Origin of the sequence: Paraglaciecola arctica BSs20135, from assembly GCF_000314995.1 — a bacterium.
GTDB classification, from domain to species: Bacteria; Pseudomonadota; Gammaproteobacteria; order Enterobacterales; family Alteromonadaceae; genus Paraglaciecola; species Paraglaciecola arctica.
Genome location: NZ_BAEO01000010.1, coordinates 182,498 through 203,217, shown reverse-complemented (window position 1 = coordinate 203,217; position 20,720 = coordinate 182,498). Strand labels below are relative to the sequence as shown.

16 protein-coding genes are annotated in these 20,720 nt (G+C 38.5%); 7 read left to right on the top strand and 9 right to left on the bottom strand.

All coding sequences use genetic code 11. The annotated features are described in order from the left end of the window. Positions 1 to 61 precede the first annotated feature (61 nt). The 3 genes from GARC_RS04275 to GARC_RS04265 form a co-directional block, all read right to left on the bottom strand. Positions 62 to 400: a YggL 50S ribosome-binding family protein gene (locus GARC_RS04275; protein ID WP_007617143.1), complete on the bottom strand. Its 339-nt coding sequence runs from the start codon at positions 398 to 400 to the stop codon at positions 62 to 64. Between the two features lie 151 nt (positions 401 to 551). Further along, positions 552 to 761, bottom strand: a complete 210-nt coding sequence (locus GARC_RS04270) for a hypothetical protein (RefSeq protein ID WP_007617142.1) — start codon at positions 759 to 761, stop codon at positions 552 to 554. A gap of 24 nt (positions 762 to 785) precedes the next feature. Further along, positions 786 to 1,154, bottom strand: coding sequence for a YajD family HNH nuclease (locus GARC_RS04265; RefSeq protein WP_007617141.1), 369 nt, complete (start codon positions 1,152 to 1,154; stop codon positions 786 to 788). 260 nt (positions 1,155 to 1,414) lie between these two features. Between GARC_RS04265 and GARC_RS04260 the strand changes: the two genes are divergently transcribed. Beyond that, entirely contained in the window at positions 1,415 to 1,723 is a 309-nt protein-coding gene (locus GARC_RS04260; RefSeq protein ID WP_007617139.1) for a YkgJ family cysteine cluster protein, read from the top strand. Here the strand turns inward: GARC_RS04260 and GARC_RS04255 are convergent. Together GARC_RS04255 and GARC_RS04250 are read right to left on the bottom strand one after the other, a co-directional pair. Next, entirely contained in the window at positions 1,711 to 2,583 is an 873-nt protein-coding gene (locus GARC_RS04255; protein ID WP_007617137.1) for an amidohydrolase family protein, read from the bottom strand. The two genes, GARC_RS04260 and GARC_RS04255, sit on opposite strands and share 13 nt — an antisense overlap. A 12-nt stretch (positions 2,584 to 2,595) precedes the next feature. Next, positions 2,596 to 3,366 carry an SDR family NAD(P)-dependent oxidoreductase gene (locus GARC_RS04250; RefSeq protein ID WP_007617135.1) on the bottom strand — a complete coding sequence of 257 codons (771 nt, stop codon included), beginning with the start codon at positions 3,364 to 3,366 and terminating at the stop codon, positions 2,596 to 2,598. A gap of 193 nt (positions 3,367 to 3,559) precedes the next feature. On the opposite strand from GARC_RS04250, the gene GARC_RS04245 reads away from it, so the two are divergent. From GARC_RS04245 to GARC_RS04235, 3 genes are read left to right on the top strand one after another with little or no spacing between them, the layout of a single operon-like run. Next, the gene (locus tag GARC_RS04245; protein WP_007617122.1) at positions 3,560 to 5,326 is read left to right on the top strand and encodes an autotransporter assembly complex protein TamA; all 1,767 of its coding nucleotides are present in this window, start codon (positions 3,560 to 3,562) and stop codon (positions 5,324 to 5,326) included. Continuing rightward, positions 5,323 to 9,195: an autotransporter assembly complex protein TamB gene (tamB, locus tag GARC_RS04240; RefSeq protein ID WP_007617116.1), complete on the top strand. Its 3,873-nt coding sequence runs from the start codon at positions 5,323 to 5,325 to the stop codon at positions 9,193 to 9,195. Before GARC_RS04245 ends, tamB begins: the two co-directional genes overlap by 4 nt. A gap of 35 nt (positions 9,196 to 9,230) precedes the next feature. Continuing rightward, a complete protein-coding gene (locus tag GARC_RS04235) occupies positions 9,231 to 10,166 on the top strand; it encodes an AEC family transporter (protein WP_007617107.1) in 936 nt (311 codons plus the stop codon). A gap of 86 nt (positions 10,167 to 10,252) precedes the next feature. Here GARC_RS04235 and GARC_RS04230 read toward each other — a convergent pair whose 3' ends face one another. Both GARC_RS04230 and GARC_RS26675 read right to left on the bottom strand, forming a co-directional pair. Continuing rightward, a complete protein-coding gene (locus GARC_RS04230) occupies positions 10,253 to 10,705 on the bottom strand; it encodes a helix-turn-helix domain-containing protein (RefSeq protein ID WP_039988670.1) in 453 nt (150 codons plus the stop codon). Between the two features lie 43 nt (positions 10,706 to 10,748). Beyond that, on the bottom strand, positions 10,749 to 11,186 hold the full coding sequence (locus tag GARC_RS26675) for a cupin domain-containing protein (protein ID WP_007617104.1): 438 nt from the start codon (positions 11,184 to 11,186) through the stop codon (positions 10,749 to 10,751). A 424-nt stretch (positions 11,187 to 11,610) separates the two neighbouring features. Here GARC_RS26675 and GARC_RS04220 point away from each other — a divergent pair, with 424 nt between their 5' ends. Beyond that, entirely contained in the window at positions 11,611 to 13,158 is a 1,548-nt protein-coding gene (locus GARC_RS04220) for a methyl-accepting chemotaxis protein (protein ID WP_007617103.1), read from the top strand. Positions 13,159 to 13,449: 291 nt separating this feature from the next. Beyond that, positions 13,450 to 15,456, top strand: coding sequence for a putative bifunctional diguanylate cyclase/phosphodiesterase (locus tag GARC_RS04215; protein WP_007617101.1), 2,007 nt, complete (start codon positions 13,450 to 13,452; stop codon positions 15,454 to 15,456). Positions 15,457 to 15,467: 11 nt separating this feature from the next. On the opposite strand, the gene GARC_RS04210 is transcribed toward GARC_RS04215, so the two are convergent. Then, a complete protein-coding gene (locus GARC_RS04210; protein WP_039988664.1) occupies positions 15,468 to 15,920 on the bottom strand; it encodes a DUF2721 domain-containing protein in 453 nt (150 codons plus the stop codon). A gap of 548 nt (positions 15,921 to 16,468) precedes the next feature. Next, complete coding sequence (locus tag GARC_RS04205; RefSeq protein WP_052151462.1) at positions 16,469 to 18,133, bottom strand: alpha/beta hydrolase; 1,665 nt, start codon at positions 18,131 to 18,133, stop codon at positions 16,469 to 16,471. 237 nt (positions 18,134 to 18,370) lie between these two features. Here GARC_RS04205 and GARC_RS04200 point away from each other — a divergent pair, with 237 nt between their 5' ends. Continuing rightward, positions 18,371 to 20,500 (top strand): TonB-dependent siderophore receptor, encoded by a 2,130-nt coding sequence (locus tag GARC_RS04200; RefSeq protein ID WP_007617094.1) that lies wholly within the window; start codon positions 18,371 to 18,373, stop codon positions 20,498 to 20,500. Positions 20,501 to 20,720 lie beyond the last annotated feature (220 nt).

The window sequence follows — 20,720 nt, the reverse complement described above, 5'->3', positions numbered from 1 at the left end:
AGAAATCTTTTTTAATTTAAATATTCATATTGAATGATTTAAATAACGTAATACCTATTCACTACATTTCGTAAAATGCATCTACTAAAGCGCCTACTTTCACTTCACTGACGATGTCATGACTGTTCAGAAACGTTTCAATTGCAGTTCTGTCTTCTTCGGTGGCGTTGCCATAACGTTGTGCGGATGTCACAGAACCTTCGAATGACTCACTATTGTTATCAAGGCTAATATAAAGCTCCTCGGTACCCACTAGTTTTTCAAGGCTATTAAAAAAAGCTTCATACTGTTCATCTGACGCTTCAGTTAACTTAAAGCTAAACTCAAAGCCTAAGATAGCCCACTCACCCATATACAATTTTTTTTGAAGACGTTTATTTCTGCTTGGTTGTTCTGACATTATTTTACCTGTAAAAATTAAAAAGGATTAAACCATCACTCATATCGAGGATCTGCTCAACGATACTAAGTATTTATCGCGCGCATGTTACCAGATTTTGTAAATTGGTATTGAAAGAAATATAACCGAGGAACACAGTAGCGCGTTGCTATTACAAATACCGAATAAGCAGTTTTGGCAGAGCCATTAGAATTAACCCTACTATCACTACAGGAAAGGCATTATCAAAAAAATACGGAAATAAGATAAGGGCTAAACCAGTGTAACGAATGAGCAAACTTTCTCGTTTTTTGCCGTAGATAAAATAACCCACACCTATTGAGCTAAACACTATGCTCCATAGAAGTAATGCAGTATTCATCGTGAGTTTGTCTCCTGTAAGTGACTATTTTTTCTTCATTCGGTCTTTTAGATCTGCAAATGGATTATAAGTGCTGGTTTTGATTTCAGTATCTTCAGTACTACCGTAGCGCACAAAGTTTTCGAATTTAGAATGCTCTTCATCATGACAATATAAACACAGCAATTCCCAATTACTGCCATCGCTGGGGTTATTGCCATGGTTATGATCGACGTGGTGTACTGTTAACTCCGAGAGGTTTCTGTGGGTAAACTCACGGCGACATCGGCCACAGATCCAAGGGTATATCTTTAGTGCTTGTTCACGATAACCTGATGCACGCTTGGCTATGTATTCTTGTTGCTGAGCGAACACTTGGTCATAACTACCCGACTCAGTTTTTTGATTAGACATGTATTTTTCACTTAAAATAACTGAACTTCTATTAGTACACTCATAGTAACAGCAAATATAAGGATCCAACCATAGTAGCTTGTGCTCATTCCTTGTGTACTGCTTTGTTGAAAACGCAATTTTATACTGGGATAAATTGTGACCTGTGGCTTAGTCATTCATTTTTAATCGGTATATTTAGGCGTTAAGATCCAGCTGTCCTCGAGAATGTTAATTTTCTAGAGTATCCTAGCGATAATTAAGTTAATTGTTGTTTTACTATGATCGAAGTAAAAAATATCCCCGCCACAGAAGTGACATGTGCAAACTGTCAGGCATGTTGCTGCAGTTTAGAAGTGATGATCATCTCAGATACAGGTGTGCCCAGTCGCCATGTTCATGTTGACGAACATGGCAGTGAAACTATGTTGCGCTTAGACGATGGTTGGTGCTCGGCTTTAGATCGCGATACCTTAATGTGTTCGATCTACGAAAATCGCCCATGGATTTGTCGAGAATTTGAGATGGGTTCTTATGAATGTATTAATGAACGATTAGAAAAGTTGTCGTTTCTTGTTCAAAATAAATGATACCAATCATTAGCATTACTGAAGCCGATTTTTTCAAAACATTGAGTACTTATTTCAGGTAAAGCTGCGTAAGTATTCCACAACTCAGAATAAGACATCGACAATAAGCAGACTGGAAAGTTACTGGCTAACATCACTCGTGGATCACCAAATGTTGCTAGGCTTTGTTGGATCACAGTGGCGACCTGTTGAGCTTGCCAAGTTCTATTCGACATTTCCCAGCCAGATAATTTAATTGCGATGTTTTCGCAATTAGCGAGTTTTTGCAGATTAAGCTGCCACTTTTGTTGGCCGTTAAGGTCGTTAATAGCCGGTGGCCATCCTGCATGATTGATGATGATCCGCACTGTTTTATATTTGTTTGCCAATGCAATCAATAGCTCAATAGCTTGGCTATCTGCCAATGATAATTGTGCATCAAAGCTAAATTTCATTTCTGCTAATAAGGCAAAATGTTTATCTATCAATGCTGAACTTAGTATTTGTTTTGCATGCTCATCGAGAATATGCCGAATGCCTACCACTGAGGGGCGTTTTTTTAATTGCTCGAGATGTTCACTGAAAGTTATGGCGTTAATATCGGCAAAAGCCACACTTTTAAAGGGTAGGGTGCAGTGTTGTTGTAACCAGTCTATTTCTCGCCAAGGTTGTTGATTATCAAAACCCGCTTCAATATGTACAAATCCAGCAAGATGTATAGGTGACGGTAGCAATAGATCGGCTTCGACAAAACTTTTATTTATCAGATGTTTGTCTGGCCAAAAAGGTGGGTTTTGAGGCTTTAGCCAAGCGTAATTACCTTGTTCCATATTAAATAAGTGCAGATGAGGATCGATAATTTTATGTATGGTTCTAGTCATAATCTTAATCCACTATTGGGCTGTGTATCCACCATCTATTACCTGCAAACTGCCAGTAATAAACGCGGCCTCATCAGAAGCTAAAAAATAGCTTAAAGCTGCAACTTCGCTAGCTTGGCCAAGGCGTCCTATAGGTTGCAGTGCGGCTTCTTCAGCATGTACTTGGTCACTATCGGCACCAGACTGAGCGACGTAACTATTAATAGCCTTGTGGTAAAGCGGTGTTTCTATGGTACCGGGGCAGATCGCGTTGGCTCTTATTTGATATTTAGCATAATCCAAGGCAGTGGTTTTGGCCAAAGAAGCCAATGCGGCTTTACTCATGTTGTAAGCAAAGGAGTTATGTTTAGCAATGAGGGCTTGGTCAGAGGCCATATATAAAATAACTCCGTGTTTTTGTGATTTCATTTGAGGCAAAACTGCTTTAGTCGCAGCAATAGCACCTTTTACATTAAGCCCAAATACTCGTTCAAAATCTGCTTCACTGGTGTCTTCTATGGTCCCAGAAAAATGGATACCAGCGTTTGAAACAAGGCAGTCAATTCTGGCATATTGTTTAATAACTTGTTGAATGCACTGACTCACTTCAGAAGATACTGACACATCACATTTAAGCCAGTGTATGGCTTTTGATTGTATTGAATTGGCTTGAATATCTAGATTTATTACTGTGTAACCTTGGGCGCTAAATTTTTCGCACACAGCATCACCTATGCCTAAGCTGCCTCCAGTGACAATACAAACGGGCTTATTTAATGTGTGAGAGGTTATTGTGTCAGACATGGGAACTTATTTTTAATTAAAACCATCATACAAGGGTAATGCAACATGACGGCCCAACCAAGTGTAAATACATATATTATGCAATACACTTGTACTGGCCTATTGTAGAATAGCTTCTGAATTATTTTGTAGTGTTAGGGCAGATGACCTTTCAAATGTCACTTTATGTTCCTTATGTTAAAAGCGAGAATTTTTGTTTCCTTATACCTCTTTTTTTAGAACATTTTTTTTATTATCCATGTTGTTATTTGCTTTGTTCAAGGTGCACGCAGCAGAGGTCGACATTAAAGGGATAGACGATGATCGTGTGTTAAAAAATGTTCGAGCTCATGTCGAAAGCCTAGATCTTCCCAGTGCCAGCTATCAATTTTCTCAATATCAAGATAGTTTGCAGTTAAAAGTGGAAGCGGCCACTCAGGTATTTGGTTATTACCATGCAACTTCAGTGGCAACCCCTCCAAGTGTCGCCTCCGATAATTTATTTTCAAAGAATAAAAATTGGAGCCTATTGGTTGACTTAGGGGCGGTAACTCTTGTTAGAACATTATCTATTAAAATTGTGGGGCAGGGGGCGCAGGATCAAGAAATTCAATCTTTACTTAGCTCCATTAATCTAAAGCAGGGCAAACCTCTTGAACATTCAGTTTACGAAAAAGCAAAAAATGACCTGCAAAGTTTGGCGCTATCACGGGGCTATTTTGATTTTGAGTTTGAACAAAGCAGTATAAAAGTTTTTGAATCTCTAAATGCCGCCGATATTACCTTACATATTAACAGTGGTGTGCGTTATAAATTTGCAGACTTACGTTTTGGAAAAGATACTAGATCGCAACAATTGGTAAAAAGTCTAACGCCTTTTAAAACGGGCGATTTATATCAAGCCAGTCAACTGGGTTTACTTAATCAAAGACTTAAACAAACCCAATACTTTCGCCATGTCATCGTTAGACCTTTAGTCGCTGAGGCGGTTGATGATGGTGTACCTATAGAGGTCATTTTAACCCATAAACCCAGAGATAATTTTGATGTGGGATTAGGTTATTCGTCTGATGTTAGAGCGCGTTTTACTGGAAAATGGAAGCGCCCATGGGTAAATGAAAGTGGTCATTCTATTGGGGCTGAAGTGTTTGTTTCATCTCCAGAACAATATGTGTCTGTCAATTATAAAGTACCTTTGGAAGACGCTATCCAAAACTACCTGAGCTATCAAGCGGGTTTTCAAGCACAAAATGAAAATGATACCAGTAGTCATAAGTGGTCTATATCAGCTACTCGGCATTGGACAGTTGAAAATTCAGATTGGCAACGATCGGCTTTTATTCGACTCGAGCAAGAAACTTTTATTCAGGGATTAGAGCCTGAACAAACCACTCACTTGCTGACACCAGGTTTTACCTTAAGCCGATTGCGCAGCAAAGGTGGTATGGACATCAATTGGGGTGATAAACAAACTATTACTACTGAGTTTGCTTCAGATTCACTGTTGTCAGATATCAATATGTTGCGGATTACAGCTTCATCCAAGTGGGTCAGAAGTGTCGAACAGCATAGGTTTGTATGGCGGGCAGAGGTTGGGGGCATAGTTTCTAACGATTTTGACCAAATTCCATCAAGTTTGCGCTACTTTACTGGTGGAGATCAAAGTGTTCGTGGTTTTGATTACAAAACATTATCGCCATTTGAGCTCGACTCAGATGGCGATCCCGAACTGACAGGTGGCCAATATCTCGCTGTGGCGAGTATCGAGTATTCTTACCCAGTTGCCGAAAACTGGCGCGCAGCTGCTTTTGTGGATGCCGGTAATGCCACCGAAGAGTTATTTAAAGATCCTGCTATTGGCGTAGGGTTCGGCGCAATCTGGAATTCTCCAATTGGACCGGTTCGCTTGTACTTGGCTAAGGGTAAAAGTGATTTTGGTAGTAGCCGTTATTTCCATATTTCTATGGGGCCTTCTTTATGAGTTCTGCCTCTGAGGTTAAACAGGCTGCCGAAAAACCACGAAACACCTCTAATTTAATCAGCAAAGTTGTCACAGCAATAGCTAAGTTATGGTTAGTATTAGTTATTATCTTATGTCTCTTGATAGGTTTTGTACTAACACCTTGGGGCTCCAAAGTTGTGGTCAACACGGCTAATAGTTTAGTTGATGAGTTGACTATCGATTATCGAAGCGGCAGTTTGGGAACTGAACTGCATCTGACTTCGGTGAAGTGGAAGCAAGCTGCTAGCAAAGTTGATATTTATAACCTGCAACTATCAATACAGCTATCTTGTGTTTGGAGACTCGCTCTTTGTATTGACTCTGTAAGTAGTGACAAAGTGCTTGTACAAATACAACCAACAGCACCATCTTCCAGTGATGACCCCACTACGTCTGCGTTGACATTACCTTTTCCTGTTTCCATTCAAAACCTTAGCTTAAATAAGTTTTCCTTAAAGATTAAAGATACCGCAGACATCACTTGGCAGAAATTAACCGCTAAACTGGACTTTTATCAACGTCTGCGTATAGAGAAGATGCAGTTGCAGGGATTTGATCTAACAACTTATGCCACAGAAGTATCTTCAGCAAACCCTCAGACCGAACCTTTTGATTGGACTAAATGGCAATACCAGCCAATTACGCTACAACCTATAGTGTTACCGATACATTTTGAGGTGTTGGCATTTAATATGTCACCCGCTAGTTTGAAACTGGCAGGACAAGAAGAACTTAAACTTAAAAAAGTCAGTCTCAAAGCAAAAGGTAATTCGAAAAAGGTGCAATTGCATGAGTTACTTATAGAGCACCAGCAAGGGCAATTATTAGCCAAGGGTAATCTGCAGTTAAATGATAACTTTGAACATGTGTTTTCGATAGACGCCAATGCTCAGTTGTTCGAGCAAACACCCTTAAAGTTAGCATTGCGCTCTTCTGGCAATATTAATTCCTTATCGACTCAAATTGAATTAATTGAGTCTACTTTATCTACTAGTACACAAACTAAAGCCAAGCCTTTAAAGTTAGCCGTCGATTTCACAGCGCAACCTTCCAAAGCGACCTTACCCCTTAAGCTAAGGCTAAATTGGAGCCATTTGGCTTGGCCTTTAGCTGAACCACAGGTGAAATCCGAGACAGGAACAATTGACATTAACGGTGACTTAAACGCACTTAAAATGACAATTCAGACTTTGTTAACTGGACAAAATTTACCAGATACCAAAATCAATGTCAGCGCTACTGCAGCATCAACCCCACAAAATAAAAGCTTTGAGTTGAATGAGCTTTTATTGGAAACCTTAGGTGGACAAGTGTTGAGTCAGGGAAAATTGACCTTTTCCGACTATATCAATTGGCAAGGCAGCTCTAGTATTAGCCATCTTGATCCAAGTGTTTTCTGGCCTGAGCTGGTGGCAGATATCAATGGCGAAGTGTCGACTCAAGCCAATAATAGCCAAGGTATTTGGAAAGCTAAATTAAATCAGTTAGACATCAACGGGCTGTGGCAAGGTTTTCCATTAAGCATGTCGGGATATGTCGATTTCCATCAAAACAACGGTTTGCAATTGCGCCAACTGACCCTAAAAAATGCTGACAATATCTTATTGTTAGATGGCGTTGTATCTAAGCAACAAGCACTTAATGTTAAGTTTACTCTGGATGCCGCAGACCTATCTAATACCCTCCCACAACTTCGCGGTTCACTTAATTTAGTTGGAAATTTAAGCGGTAGCGCCGAACAGCCAGAAGTCAGTTATGAACTCTCAGCTAGTGATTTAATGGTGTCTGAGGTGTTAATTCAGCATGCCCAGGGTAAAGGCAATCTCAAGTGGAACGAGGAAAAACCAGTCGATTTAAAGTTAGAATTAACGGGTATTCAAGGCATTAGTAATCAAGTTGATAGCGCACAAATAATATTGGGTGGTGATGCCAGCGATCACCAATTAGATATAACTACCAGCGGACAAAGCAGCAGTGTTAATTTGAGTATTCAAGGGCAGCTCAATCAAACGTCATGGCGAGGTAACTGGTTAACTGGCGACATTGAGTCTTCTTATGCAAATTTAACCTTACTCGAACCTTTTAAAATTGAAGCCGATTGGAATAAGCAACAATACCTAATTGCCCCAAATTGCTGGGGGCACACCGATAATGAGCTGTGTATTAAGTTGGCAGAGTTTAAACATAATACCCTAAATTGGGATGTGTCACTTAAAGAGTTTGATGTACTTTCCCTTGTTCGCCGCTTGATGCCGGGAATGCCTGAAATTCAAACTAAGAGTCGTTTAAATTTAGATATGTCGGGGGATTGGGATATTGCGCAGTTACCTAATGCAAATTTAAGTGCTCGTTTGAGTTCAGGCGATTGGGTATTTAGGGATCAGAATAACCTTAAGTTAACACTAGACGAAACCTTAGTTAAAGTTCAGATCAACCCCAAAAACATACAGGCCAATATTCATTTATCGGGTAACCAAATTGGCACTTTGAGTGCCAGTGTAGAAGGACAATCCGGCGTGTATGCCGATCCTTTAACCAGACCGATTCAGGGTGAGTTACTTATCGAGCGCTTTGATCTCGCCGCTTTTAAGGCGCTAGTACCACAATTAGATGTATTACAAGGTGATATTAATGGCCAAGCGAAAATAGCCGGCGCACTGGGTAATCCATTAGTGACAGGTGAATTAACACTCGCTAAGGGCGCATTAAAAGACGAATCTTTGCCCGTGTCACTTAGCGATATTGAACAAAGTATTCTATTAAAAGGTCAAAGCGCTGATTTTAAAGGCACTTATAAATTAGGCAATGGTCAAGGTAAAATGGATGGTGATATTGCTTGGTTGCCAACCCTTAAAGGTAATTTACATATATCTGGTGAGGAATTGGAATTTGATTATCAAAGTATGATCAAAGCTAAAGTCAGCCCAAATATCAATCTTATGTTCGAACCCAATAATTTAGAGATAAAGGGTGAGGTGACTATCCCTTATGCACGCATAAAAGTGCGAGAATTGCCAAAAGACACTATCTCACCATCAAAAGATGTCATTTTAGTAGAAAAACAAGCTGAATTAATTGCATCCCAGCAACGGCTGGCACTCAATGTATTGTTAAAGGTCGATCCACAGCGCAGCAATAACGTTAAATTAGATGCCTTTGGCTTAACAACTGATTTGCAAGGTGAACTGCGATTGCAAAACAACAAAACTGAAATATTTGGCAGTGGCGAAGTGCAATTGGTGAATGGTCGCTATCGGGCATATGGTCAAAACCTGATAATTCGTGAAGGAGATATTCTATTCACTAACTCTTTAGATAGGCCCTTTTTGAACATTGAAGCGGTACGTGATCCTGACCTAACTTCAGACGATGTGATTGCTGGCCTTAAGATAGAAGGTGTGGCACAAAACCCAAGTGTTAGTGTGTTTTCTGAGCCAGTTATGGAGCAACAGCAAGTTTTGTCTTATATGTTAACAGGACGAGGTATGGGCGAGTCTAGCGGTGACAGTCAAGATACTATTTTAACCAATGCTTTATTGTCTTTGGGATTGGGGCAAAGCGAAAATCTAATTAGCAAAGTAGGCAATAAATTGGGTTTTGAAGACGTGAATTTAGATACCTCGGGACAAGGTGATGGCACCCAATTATCGTTAAGCGGTACTATAGCTCCCGGGGTTCAGTTACGTTATGGCGTGGGTGTTTTTGACTCTATTTCCGAGGTGGCAATTCGCTACGAATTAATTCCTAAATTATATATTGAAGCGGTAAGTGGGGTAAGTAATGCGATTGATATTTATTATCAATTTAGTATTGAAGGTAGTCAAAATAAGCAGGACAAAGATGACTAACTTAGCCTTAATTGATTATCCGAAGAGTAAACTCTATGTTTGACTCTTTAGCCTATGCATTAGACGTTACATTGCCAATTAGCCTGATTATTGGTTTAGGTATTTTGTTAAAACGGATCGGCTGGATAACAGACGAATTTGCAAAATCAGGCTCGGAATTGGTATTTAATCTTACGTTACCCTGCTTACTGTTTGTGAATATTGCTACCACAAACCTGACGGATCATTTTCCTACTTTTTTGATTGTTTTTGCTGGCTGCATGATGACAGCGGCTTTTATCTTTTTTCATTTAGTGGCATATGGCATTGCTAACAAACTTACCCGGGGAGCCTTTGTACAAGGAGCTTGTCGAGGAAATATGGCCATCATAGGTTTGGCTTTGTCAGTTAATGCCTTTGGTGATCCAGCCTTAGCAATTGCTTCTATGTACTTAGCTGTGCTGGTAGTGCCGTTAAACATATTTTCTATCTTGACCTTGTATTATCATCAAGAAAAAACTCCTAGCGCTAAAGAAGTGGCCCGCAGTGTATTCACTAACCCATTAGCCATCGCTATTTCTTTGGCGATACTAGTGGCTTTGTTGCCTATTCAAGTTCCTAAATTGGTATTAGATACGGGCAATTATTTAGCAAAAATGACGCTTCCTTTAGCTTTGTTGTGTGTTGGTGCGACCATTCGTTGGCACGAGTTTCGTTCTTCAAAGATATTGTACTGGGCAATTAGCAGTAAAATTGTGTTTATCCCCCTTATAGCCTCTGCATTAGGTTTTTATTTCGGCCTTAGAGGTGAAGAACTTGGAGTACTCTTTATGATGACTGCAGCACCCACTGCGGCGGCTGCCTATCCTATGGTCAGAAGTATTGGCGGCGATTATCATTTAACAGCCGCGATTATTGCTGGCAGCACCCTAATGTCGATTGTTAGCTCAACATTAGGCTTGTTTTTGTTGCGTGAAATGCATTGGGTATAATTCACATAAGATAAGTTGAAAATAAAATATTATTGGTAAATATCAATTGGTTATTTTGTGGTGTTACTTAGAGGATAAGGTTTATGTTAATCTTTTTTTTGAGTTTGATGAGGATATTCATTAAAAAATTTATAATAATCTTGAGCGAAACGCCCTTGATTCACAATTCCATAAGTTGTGGTAATTTCACGTATTGAACTGACGTTATTTGACCTAAGTTCGTTAAATATCAAGTGAAGCCGTCGCTTAATAATATATTGTTTAGGCGTCATATTCATTATTGCCTTAAAGCTATACTCTAAAGTACGGATGCAACAAAAGCTTACTTTCGCTAATTCAGGAATGGTGATATTCAATACACTCTTTTTATGTATGAAATTGAGCGCGCGGCTTACGATTGTTAGCTGTCTTGATTGAAACATATCATTGGACTTATGAATGGATGGCTCTAATGTTAGAAGTTTACATAACAAATCTAAAAGTGTTTCTTGTGCATCGATTGCCGCTTGATAATTTAATAAATTACCATGGTTAAGCAAACTCTCTATTAATACGCAGAGACTTTTTAGATGAAAGCTTATGTTAAGAAAAAAAATTTATTTCATAATTTTGGTTTATGATACGTTTTTTTAATCGCTGTATATTTTCATTGCCATAATATTTAGCAAATTCAGCTGAAGAGATAACAATGACATAATATTTTGGAAAATTAGCCGGAATGCGGAATAACATCTCTTGGTGTTCTGAAAAAACAATCGGCTGATTGATAGGAGTATTTTGTCCATTAACGCTTAACTCACTATTACAGGTCGGTAAAACAATATATAAACAATCTTGCTTTACCGCCGTCTGCCAGTGCATAGCAGTGCTAAAAACTCGGTCGCCTATTGTTATTTTGGGTAAACTTAATTCTCTTAGATGGCACGAGAAATGACCAGGAGTGACTTGTATTACACTCATATCTAACTTTGAGAGCCCTTGTCGGTATTCTTCAATACTCGAATATTTCACATCTAACACTACACTACACACTTAAAGACATTGATTTTATCGGCGCCAGTATGTTGATTGGTATAGGCTATGTCAATCCAACGGCCTGTACGTTTTGCGCACAATAACAACACTAATATTGTGGGTATTATTAGTTGTTCATCTGTTGTTTTTGGTTATATTCTGCAGTCCTTATGACTCACTGATTAATCACTTATCCATCCTTCTCCCAAAAGGCCTATCTAAAATACGCATAAATCAACTTCAGACTCTATTTGCCTATATTTACTACAGAGTAGATGGGTATACTAATTTCTTTATTATCAATGAATTAACACTAAAAAATAGTAATAGGCTGGTTATTCTCGCTAGTCATTATAAAAGCTAATTGGGTCTTATAAGTTTTATTAATGTGGTTTTTTTAGCACTATTATGTTTATTAATTGGAATGTAAATGAGTAAAGAAAAGTTATTTCCCACATCTGAAACCTTACTATCAACAACAGATTTAAACAGCCATATCAAATATGCAAACAGTAGTTTTTGCGATATTTCTGGTTTTACCTTAGATGAAATGGTTGGTAAGCCCCACAATATGGTTCGCCACTCCGATATGCCAAAAGCTGCATTTGCCGATTTGTGGTCTTTCATTCAAAGGGGGCAATCATGGATGGGGCCGGTAAAAAATGAATGTAAAAATGGCGATTATTATTGGGTGAACGCTTTTGTCACTCCTATTAAAAACGGCCTAGGTCAGGTGTATGAGTACCAATCCGTACGAACCGTATTAGACAGAGATGTTATTGCAAGGGCGAATAAGATTTACCCTCAACTGCTTAAAGACAAAACCCCAAACGCCCTAAAATTTCATACCGATAAGACCCTCTGGACACTCAGTTTATTAACCATAATGACACTACTTTTGGCAGTTAGTGTATTTTTGACTAATGATACTTTGTTGATTTTATCTCCTACTTTTCTACTTTCATTGTTAGCAACTGTTATTCACTTTTTTTGGCGTAAACAATATAAAGAGGTGGTTGCTGAAGCTAATGGTGTTTTTGATAATAGACTAATGAGTTACTTGTATTCAGGCAATAGCGATGACATTGGTACTATTTCCCTTGCCTTAAAAATGCGTAAAGCTGAACTGAACGCTGTAGTTGGTAGAGTCAGTGACGATTCAAAAGCCATCACCGAAAAAGCAAAAGACTCTTCACTACGTGGGAATAAAGTAGCCACTATTTTAAGCGCTCAAAAAAGTGAAACCGAACAAGTAGCCGCTGCTATTAATCAAATGGCGGCGACAGTACAAGAAATAACTCAAGTGGTTGCATGTGCCTCTGCGGCTTCTCAACAAGGGTTATCCATGGCCAAAGACGGTCAGACTGTGGTTGCAGAAACCGTCAATTCTATACAAGAATTATCTACACAATTAACAGAGGTTGATATTGCAATTACCCGCTTAATTGAAGGCACAAAGTCAATAGACAAAGCGCTGAGTGAAATAAGTAGCATTGCCGATCAAACTAACTTATTGGCGCTAAATGCTGCCATAGAGGCGGCGAGAGCGGGTGATCAAGGACGAGGCTTTGCCGTTGTTGCTGGTGAAGTTCGAGAATTAGCCATGCGCTCACAACAATCAACAGATGAAATAAGTGTGATGCTTGGCCAGCTTAGAAGTGAATCAGATGGTGCCATACTCTCTATGGGTAAAGGCACTCAGTTATCGCTCAATTGTGTACAGCTTTCAGAAAAAAACGGGCTGGCTTTGACTGAAATAACAAAAGAGGTTTCTTCCATAGTGGATGTCACTCTGCAAATAGCCAGCGCAGTTGAGGAACAGTCAGTCATGGCTGAACAAGTTAATCAAAATATTGTGGCAATTAGAAATATGTCGTCTGAAAGTGAAACTCATGGACTTGAAGCCGCCAATTTAAGCGAAAGTTTATTAGATCATTTAGCCCAGCAACAAAGTTTATTCATGCAATTTAAAAGCTAAGTTCGCAGCCATGTTTTTTTAAAAAAAATAGGCGAATAGGTTTTATGATTTGCTCTATGTTAATCAATGGTTAATTAAAAATACGTCACTTAGTGAGTAAAAGGGAGGTTGAGAGTGTGTTATGCGGTACTTGTTAAACCTAATGATCGAGCTAGGAGCGAACCACGACTCCTGCACTGGAATGAGTAATATAGTAAACCGGAGTATGCAGCGTTGTTGAGTGTTAAAAACTTACCTGACAGTGAAAGTATGTATAGAAGTTTATTCCAAAACTCTTCTGAGCCAATACTTATGATTAAAAATAAAAAGTATGTCGCCTGCAATGAAGTGACCTTAAAAATATTAGGCTTACACAATGCTAAAAATATAGCTTCTATCAGCCCTTCTGATATTTCTCCCCCTACTCAGCCTTGTGGAATGACGTCTGCGAATAAAGCAGACGAAATGATGACAATAGCCTACCAAAATGGCGCGCATAGATTCGAATGGTTACACCAAAACTCGGCAAATGAATTTTTTAAGGTCGAAGTCTTATTAACCGTTATAAATTATAACAGTGAAGTACTGCTACATGTGGTTTGGCGTGATATTTCAGTACAGACGGCAAAAGAAAAAAGGTTAAAGATAGCCGAATTGGTTTATCAAAAAACTACGGATGCTGTCATGGTGACAGACAATAACAATATTATTATTGAAGTGAACCCTGCTTTTACTAATATTACTGGATATGCAAAAGAAGAAGCGATTGGTAATTTTGCTGGCTTTATGAAGTCAGGCACTCATGATAATAGTTTTTATCAAAAAATGTGGACGTCAATTAACCAAGAAGGTGCTTGGAAAGGGCAAATTTGGGACAAACAAAAGTCTGGAGTGAGTTATCCGAAAACCCTTGAGATCAATGCTATTAAAAATAGTTCAGATAAGGTTGAAAACTTTGTCGCGTTATTTTCTGACTCCAGCGAACGCCTGAAATATGAAAAAAGAATAGAAAAACAAGCCAACTTTGATTCTTTAAGTGGCTTTCCTAATCGTAGTTTACTGTTGAAACTCCTTGAGCAAAGGATCCAAGCGGCGAATGCTAACAACAACACTTTTGCCCTAGCGTTTATTGATATTGATAGTTTTAAAATGATCAATGATTCTAAAGGACATGCCTTTGGCGACCAAATAATAACTAAAGTGATGCAGTGTATTAATAGTTGCATTGAGGAGGGAGATTTATTAGGCCGCATGAGTGGTGATGAGTTTCTTATTATCTTCAAATTAGGGCAAGAATTAGCGACAGTAGAGGAAAAAATCCAGAAAATTATTACCTTGTCGCAAGTTGCCATAGAAATAGACTCAAGTGATTTTTTTGTGACTTTAAGTGCTGGTATTAGTTGCTTCCCGCAAGACGGAACTGATGTCAGTGCATTAATAGCTAACGCCGATATTGCTATGTATCATACAAAACAAAATGGCGGGAAAAATTATACGATTTATGATTATCATCTAGGTAGAAAATTTCAAGACAATAATGAACTGGAAGAGGAGTTGATTAGAGCAATTAAGGATCAAATTATCAGCCCTTATTTTCAACCTAAGTTAGAATTATCTTCAGGAAAACTCATTGGGTGTGAATCACTTGCTCGTTGGCAACGTACTAATAGTGATTATATTGGCCCCGATCTTTTTATTGAAATTGCAGAAAAAAAGCATCGGATCAATGAACTGTCAAAAAGCTTATTTTTGGAAACATTTAAATCTATATCAGAAATGGGGTTGTCAAAAGACTTTGTCACCTCGGTCAACGTTTCAGCTATGGTGTTACTCGATGATAACTTTCAAAACAATTTCATCGAGTACATTACCCAATCTGGCCTAGCACTAAATCAAATAGAAATTGAAATTACAGAAAGTTGTCTAATAGAGGATTTCGAAAAAGTAAAAAGTACCTTGTCTAGCTTAAGAAATAAGGGGATCAGGATAGCCATTGATGATTTTGGAACGGGTTTCGCCTCGTTAAATTATTTAACTCAGCTTGATGTGGATACCATTAAAATTGATAAGTCGTTTATTGGGCAATTAGATAATCAAGTGAAATCAAACAGAGTCATAGTTGAATCAATCATTAATATGTCGCACAAACTCGGTTATAAAGTAGTGGCTGAAGGCGTAGAGACGTGTAACCAGTTAAAAATATTAAAATCATTAAACTGTGATTTTATTCAAGGTTATCTGATCTCTAAACCTCTCAATAATTTCTATTTTAAAAGTTTTATGAATGAGTTTGATTTTACTAGAGATTATCAAACATGATTGGTAGAGGGTTATTCATCGTACATATTCTCTTTACCCATCTGTAAAGTTCTAGTCGCTAATTGCACTTCTTTTAAGAAAGTCAGTAATGCAAAAATCAGCAGAAATAATGCCACAATAAAAAGCGTGACTATGACTTCGCTTAAATGGAAAGTCCAAAAATCCCCTAAGAATAAAAATACCACTACAGCACATACAAACAAAGCGGAGGCAGTACATAAGCCAATTGAACGATTAATTAGTTTTATCCTGCGCCATATGTTTTTTAACTCGTTTTCTGATTGTTCAAGAAACTCAGGGTTTTTGATGGTGTGTACACGACGTTCCATGATCCTTGCTCGGTCAACAATTCTGCCTAAACGTCCAGACATAACGTTTAAAAACCCGGCAATGCCGGTTAACATAAAAACTGGCGCCACAACAATTTGTATTGTTTGAGCTAAATCGGTAACAGTCGTGTCCATTGTTATTGCCTTTTTAAGTTGCTTCATTTTCGTTAATACCCAAACAAATTAACAAATACTGAGTTAACCTCAGTTCTGGATAAGAGGTAGGTATTCTTAAAGAACTAATAGCATGTTCCAAGAACTGATCATTCGACCAAGAGTGATAAGTTTAAAAAGGTATTAGCATGGTTAAACTAGTAGAATCGTATTGTGATGTCGATGATTTTTTGTGATTTTTTTATTAAGCTGTGGTTACGCACACGGCTTAATAATGGCCAGCTAAAACGCCGCTGGTCTTGCAAGTTATCATCTGCCGAGGTGATGCCAATAATAACCCACTTGTATTAATCCCATTATCGCGGTTTCAAAATGGTTATCTGCCATTACGTCAGTCGGCACCTCTGAGCCTATTTCTCAGAATCACTGAGCTACACAATATTTCTAAGTAGTGCTTATGTGTAGCTACTTGACCTTAAAGCTTGGATACCCGATTGGTATTCATTTTGTCGACCCCAGAAAAAAAGCGGTAATTTGATAATGGCTTAACCAAATCTGCGGTTATAATTTTACCTGATATTATTGTTTGTTAGCGGAAAAAGCGTCAGTAAACCATCACCTAGTATTCCCTGCCAAGCAAAATAATCATGCCCTGAACTATATTCTGTATGAAAGGTTTTGTATCCTTTCGCCGACAAAACATCTCGTAAATGTCGATTGGTTTCCAAAATACCATCGCCGACACCGCGAGAGGTTTCAAACAACCCTGCGCTTAGAAAAAAACGTACAGGTTTCTTTGCCATATTAATCACTTCACTGGCAACAAAGTGCTGGCTGTTTACGCCCATTTCTTTTGGGTACCACCAAAAAGAACCAGACATTGAAATGACATTGCCAAAAATTTCTGGGTGACGCAATGCAATGGTCGTCGCTGCTAATCCGCCGTAACTGGATCCTCCAATTACGGTTCTTTCTTTTGGTATAATCATTTCAAGTTTTTGATTTATTTGAGGAACAAGCTCGTTAGCTATTACGTCTGCGAATAGTTTATTTGCCGGGAGTTCTCGAGCGCGAGCATTACCATCAGGATTACTAATAAACACGGCAATCACTGGCGGTATTTTACCTTCAGCTATTAAGTTATCTAATATTGTAGGTACATCAACCAACTCAATATAAGCTCTTGCGTCAAAGATATACAGCAACACTGTCTTCTCTTTATTCGTAGCATTAACCGGCGGGGAATAAATTGTAATATCCCGTATGTTAGCTAAGGTATTACTCGTAAATGAGAACGTAGAAAGCGTGCCTTTGTCTCTTCCGTCAATAGGTTCTATCCAGCTTCTAGTAGGGGCTTCTGGTAGGCTTATTGTTGATTGTTGCGCATACTTGTCAGCCGCAATTTCTGGCCATGGATTATTATTGTAGGGATCAACCTGAGCAACCGCTTTAATTGCAATTCGCTGAGCAAAACCAGAAAGCGGTAGTTGAGGTATTTCAGGTGCAATTTGATAAGATAATTGTGTATCTACGGGTACAATAAAACTCTTGTACCAAGTATCTGAGTTAGCCAGTTTTTGTAGTGACTCATGATTATTTGAGGGCGCGCCTAATAATTTTACATTACTATAATCTCCCCGCACTAAAAACGTCATCACGGTACCAGCGGGTGTTTTTTCTATAATTGGTGTGCCCGATTTTTCTACTGTCAGCCAAAAGTTGTTGGCATTTTCTCCTTGTTCCAATTTTTTAAGTAGCGCAGATATGCTCGGGCTTAACGGTTCAATAAATTTAGTTGGCACTTGGTTTCTTAAGCCAATACGTTCTTCAAGTACTATCAGATAATTACCGGAACCTGATAATTGCCAAATTTCTTCACAGTTTTCAGCAATAGAGTAGAAGTGGTTTTTACCTTTTTGTCGATCAATTAAACGACGCGATACTTTTCCAGAAGGACCTATAACCTCAATCGTGATACTGCCATTGGCACTTTCTATATACCCTGTAAGATAATCACCTTTCTCACAAGGAACGTTTATTTTTACCAAAGGTGTCCTTTTATTTAAATCACCTTGTTGGCTATTTATAACTTTTAGCTCTCCGCTTAAGGGGCTTTCTACCTGCAAAAACATTTTGTCAGAGCTAAGTGCAGAGTGTGATATTGAACTCAGTAACCAAATTATTACTGCGATTGGACAATTTACTTGGTTAAAGTCAAGCCTCTTTTTTTTCACATATTTCCCCTTATTTTATTTCACATGTCGCCTATCAAATTAACTAATTATTTTTAATAGCTAACTTATTCGTTTTTAATAATAAATATAAAATAACCAAATGCAATTGGTAATCATTATCATTTGAGTTATTGTTACTATATGGCTGAAATAAACCATTGGGTGAAGGCAATTCCAACTAATTTGATAGCTTTCCTTCTAAATTTTTATAAAAACAATATGGAACACTAAATAAAAATGATTACTTTACAGTTTAAGAAAAGCAAACTTGCTGTGGTATGTGCTACTGCTTTATCAGTCAATAACTATTCGGTTTTAGCGGCAGAAGACGTTGAAAAAAGTATGGAAGTCATTAGCGTTGTGGGACACAAACTTACCGAACTTAGTGAAGAGAATAATGGTGGAGCTTTAGGTAAACGATCTGTACTTGAAACTCCTTTTTCAGTGGATGTTATTTCGCTAGAAGATATGCAAATTCGCCAGGTGAATACGTTAGATAGCCTCTTCAGTCGAGAAGCTTCTGTGTCAGTTGATGGTAGTGCTTATAGTGCATTTGGTGACACTCTTCGCGTACGGGGCTTGGCATTAGATTATACCCAAAGTTTTAAAGTGAATGGCATGTCAATTAACAGCTTCAGTGGTGAGCTACCCTATGAAGCCTTTCAGCAAGTCACATTAATAAAAGGCGCAACCGGTTTTATGTATGGTATGGCGGCGCCAGGCGGTGTAGTGAATTATGTTACTAAAAAAGCCAAAAAAGATGAGGTAAGTGTTGCTCTGGGTATGCGCAGCGATAGTGTATTCAGTGGGCATGTTGATGCGAGTACTCGTATAGGGAATAACGACGAATACGGACTAAGAGTTAACTTGGTTAAAGAAACTGGTGATACTTATCTTGATGGTGGCTCTATTGATCGTGATACCGCCTCGTTAGCTTTTGACGCGCAATTAACCGATTCGCTCTACTGGACTGTTGATGTTATTTACAATGATCGCCTAATTGAAAATTCATGGACTCAATTAAGTAATGCATTAGATAGTACCGACTCTTTACCTGATACAGTAAGTGGCACACGAAATTTAGCCGTTGAAGGTACATTTGACGAATACGAAAATTTGATAGCTATCACTAGTTTAAATTGGACTATTAACGATAACTGGAATGCTCGTGTTGATTATGACTATTCTAAAAATGAAACGAGATGGGTGAAACATTTAACTGATTTGTTAAATAGTGCTGGAGATCTTGATGTTGCGTTATATGAGCAATATTTTGATGTTGAATATGAGCAAGTGCAAGCTGTGTTAACTGGAGAGGTTAATACAGGTAGTGTTAAGCATAATTTAGTCATAGGAGCATCTCATCAAAAAGCAACTACCTATCGAAACGATGGTGGTGAATATGGCCGTATAGTTACATGGGGCTACGCTAGCGATAATTTATTTAATCTAGCTGAAGTACCTGCGTACAGCGCTGAGTTGAAAAAAGATATCCAAATGGCGTGGATAGATACACAAGATTCTATTTTTATTAGTGACTTCATTTCGATAACAGACCAGTGGGAAGCATTAGTGGGTGTGCGATCAAACGGTATTAAGCATACGCCTAGTGAATATTTTTCTGCGTATCATGAGGTTTATGATGATACCGCTGTTACTCCTACGGTAGCCTTGATGTTCAAACCTGATGCTAATACGACTTACTACGCTAGTTATGTCGAGTCGATCGAGGGGCAAACTTCATCCGTGGGTGAATCGTATGAAAACGCCAACGAGTTACTAGCTCCTCTAGATAGTTCACAGTATGAGTTGGGTCTTAAAGCCGTGGGAGATGGCTGGTCTGTTACGTCAGCATTATTTCGTATTGAGCGCGGAGCGACCCTTATAACAGAGGACAATTACGTAGTCCAAGAAGGGGTAACTCTTTATCAGGGACTAGAATTTAGCGGTGCATTGGAAGTCTCAGAAAATTTATCATTTTATGGTGATTTTATGTTGTTAAATTCTGAATACGACAAGACGACCTCACAGACAGAAGGTAACAATGTTGGTGGGGCCCCTAAAAAGCAGTTTAGTTTACAGTCGAACTATAATGTTGCAGCACTACCGGGTTTAACCCTAAACCTAGGAGCTAAATATCATGGAACCACTACATTAGACGCCAGTAATATCTGGGAGTTACCTGCTTATACCGTGGTTTATGGTGGGGTGAGTTATAACACAACAATTAGTGGTCAAAAGGTAACACTAATTGGCACCATAGATAATATGTTTGATAAGCAATATTGGGCTGTGAGTGATTCTTACAGCGGTTTAAGAATAGGCGAGCCACGTACTTTTGCGGTCAAAGTGAAAATGGACTTCTAGGTCTATTTTCTAGTTAACAATAAGAAAGCATTCGTTTTCTCCCCAAATATAGAAACTCACTAAATGCATAGATTGAGTTTCTATATTTTTATATCTACCGTTTAATAAAGAGAATCTTATATGTGGCAATTATTGGCGCTAATTTTTACGTTTATTGGGGTGTTGGTTATTTACCTGACTAATAAAAACCAAGGTTTTATTGCCCGTTCATTATCAAAAA

What these genes read in the sequence shown, in the direction of transcription:
- GARC_RS04275 (WP_007617143.1), bottom strand. Translation starts at nt 400, where the DNA reads ATGTCAGAACAACCAAGCAGAAATAAACGTCTTCAAAAAAAATTGTAT.
- GARC_RS04270 (WP_007617142.1), bottom strand. Translation starts at nt 761, where the DNA reads ATGAATACTGCATTACTTCTATGGAGCATAGTGTTTAGCTCAATAGGT.
- GARC_RS04265 (WP_007617141.1), bottom strand. Translation starts at nt 1,154, where the DNA reads ATGTCTAATCAAAAAACTGAGTCGGGTAGTTATGACCAAGTGTTCGCT.
- GARC_RS04260 (WP_007617139.1), top strand. Translation starts at nt 1,415, where the DNA reads ATGATCGAAGTAAAAAATATCCCCGCCACAGAAGTGACATGTGCAAAC.
- GARC_RS04255 (WP_007617137.1), bottom strand. Translation starts at nt 2,583, where the DNA reads ATGACTAGAACCATACATAAAATTATCGATCCTCATCTGCACTTATTT.
- GARC_RS04250 (WP_007617135.1), bottom strand. Translation starts at nt 3,366, where the DNA reads ATGTCTGACACAATAACCTCTCACACATTAAATAAGCCCGTTTGTATT.
- tamB (WP_007617116.1), top strand. Translation starts at nt 5,323, where the DNA reads ATGAGTTCTGCCTCTGAGGTTAAACAGGCTGCCGAAAAACCACGAAAC.
- GARC_RS04235 (WP_007617107.1), top strand. Translation starts at nt 9,231, where the DNA reads ATGTTTGACTCTTTAGCCTATGCATTAGACGTTACATTGCCAATTAGC.
- GARC_RS04220 (WP_007617103.1), top strand. Translation starts at nt 11,611, where the DNA reads ATGAGTAAAGAAAAGTTATTTCCCACATCTGAAACCTTACTATCAACA.
- GARC_RS04215 (WP_007617101.1), top strand. Translation starts at nt 13,450, where the DNA reads ATGATTAAAAATAAAAAGTATGTCGCCTGCAATGAAGTGACCTTAAAA.
- GARC_RS04210 (WP_039988664.1), bottom strand. Translation starts at nt 15,920, where the DNA reads ATGGACACGACTGTTACCGATTTAGCTCAAACAATACAAATTGTTGTG.
- GARC_RS04200 (WP_007617094.1), top strand. Translation starts at nt 18,371, where the DNA reads ATGATTACTTTACAGTTTAAGAAAAGCAAACTTGCTGTGGTATGTGCT.